The organism is Actinoplanes sp. NPDC048791 (assembly GCF_040650095.1).
In the GTDB taxonomy this organism is placed as follows: domain Bacteria; phylum Actinomycetota; class Actinomycetes; order Mycobacteriales; family Micromonosporaceae; genus Actinoplanes.
In genome coordinates this window covers 1-1,797 of the sequence record NZ_JBEZGQ010001388.1, presented here as the reverse complement: position 1 = coordinate 1,797, position 1,797 = coordinate 1, and the positions used below count along the sequence as shown (strand labels likewise).

Sequence of the window (1,797 nt, the reverse complement as noted above, 5' to 3'; positions counted from 1 at the left end):
GAGGTCGTGCTCGATGAACTCGCGGACCTCCCGGCCCCGCTCGCCGACCAGCGCCACGACGTTCAGCTCGGCCGTGGTGCCCCGGGTGATCATGGTGGCGGCGGCCGAGCGCGAGGGCAGCCCCGGCTGGCGGGCGAACGCTCTGGCGATGCGGGCCATGCTGCGCATCGTGCTCGGCGACAGCGATCCGGGCGAGCACGACGTCGATGCGGTGTTGCGTGATCTGGCCGATGCCGAGGCCGAGACCGAGGCCGCCGAGCCCGGCGATCCGCAGGTCGCCTCCAGTGCCCACAATCTGATCGCGATCGGCTACTTCACGCTGCGGCTGTACGAGCTGGCTGATCCCCACTACACCACCGCGTACGAGATGGCGGCACGGCTCGAACCGGCCGGACCCGTGCCGGTGACCGTGCAGCTCAACCTCGCCGAGCTGCACCTCGCCTGGGCGCTGGAGTTGTACCGGGTCGGCCAGCCCGGGGAGGCCGAGAAGCACAGCATGATCGCCGGGTCGCACGGACAGCTCGCCTGGCAGCTCGCTCCGGCCGACAGCTCCTACTGGCGAAATGTGGCCGGTATGTACGTCGGCTGCGCCCGCGCGGACGGCGACGACCCCGCTGGCGCGGCGGAACAGATCAGGTTGCACGCCGAGCCGCTCCGGAGCGGGCAGTACCTCGACTGGTGGCGGTTCAGCGTCCCCTTCCTGGCCGTCGCCCTGGCCCGCAGCGGACGCCGCGACGAGGCTCTCGCACTGGTGGAGCAGGTCATTGCCGAGCTGCCGGCGGACATCGAGTGGTACAACGTGGCGGCGCTGACCCACACCCACGCGATCCTGCTGAGCACCACCGGCACAGCGGATCTGCGAGCGACGCTGCGCTACGGCGACTGCCTCGCCGCCGCGCTGTGGCGCCAGCGGCTACAGACCCTGCACGCCGTCCGGACGTTGCGCTCGCTGCAGCAACTGCGGGTGGAACACGCACACATCTCCCGCTCGGCCGACACCGACGCGCTGACCGGCGTACCCAACCGGCGAGCGTTCGATCGCGAACTCCTCCGCCGGGCCGGCGGCGGGCCCGGCACCGAGGGCACGGCGGTCCTGATCATCGACCTGGACAAGTTCAAACCGCTCAACGATCGGCACGGCCACGCCGCGGGCGATCGCGCGCTGAAGGCGATCGCGACCGCGCTCACCGCCGAGACCCGGGCCGGCGACATGCTGGCCCGCATCGGCGGCGACGAGTTCTGCGTGTTGCTCACCGCCGTCGACGTCGAGGGCGCGGCCCGCATCGCCGAGCGCATGGTCCGCTGCGTCCGCGAACTCGACCTGACCGTCACCGTCAGCATCGGCGTTGCGGCGGGGACGGCCGAGGCCGTGAGCGACACTCTGGCCCGGGCCGACCACGCCATGTATGCGGCCAAGGCCGCCGGCGGCGACCAGAGTCACTGTGGTCAGGTGAGCACCTCGGTGAGGGACAGCGCCTGCATGCCGTGGGCTTCGGCGACCGGGCCGTAGGTGACATGACCGGCGTGGGTGTTCAAACCCAGAGCCAGCGCCGGGTCGGACTTGACCGCGTCGCGCCAGCCCCGGTTGGCCAGCTCCAACGCGTACGGCAACGTCACGTTGGTCAACGCGTACGTGCTGGTGTGCGGGACCGCACCGGGCATGTTGGCCACGCAGTAGAACATCGACTCATGCACCCGGTACACCGGGTCGGCGTGCGTGGTCGGCCGCGAGTCCTCGAAACAGCCACCCTGATCGATGGCGATATCGACCAGCACACTGCCGGGCTTCATCCGTGA

1 protein-coding gene and 1 pseudogene are annotated in these 1,797 nt (G+C 70.7%); one reads left to right on the top strand and one right to left on the bottom strand.

Annotated features, from left to right (window positions below; all coding sequences use genetic code 11):
* Positions 1–148 precede the first annotated feature (148 nt).
* A complete protein-coding gene (locus tag AB0C29_RS46615; protein WP_360834569.1) occupies positions 149–1,510 on the top strand; it encodes a GGDEF domain-containing protein in 1,362 nt (453 codons plus the stop codon).
* Here AB0C29_RS46615 and AB0C29_RS46610 read toward each other — a convergent pair.
* Positions 1,447–1,797 (bottom strand): annotated as a pseudogene (locus AB0C29_RS46610) (alanine dehydrogenase); the annotation flags it as partial. The gene AB0C29_RS46615 and the pseudogene AB0C29_RS46610 sit on opposite strands and share 64 nt — an antisense overlap.

Coding starts and splice junctions, on each gene's coding strand:
- AB0C29_RS46615 (WP_360834569.1), top strand. CDS start 149: ATGCGGGCCATGCTGCGCATCGTGCTCGGCGACAGCGATCCGGGCGAG.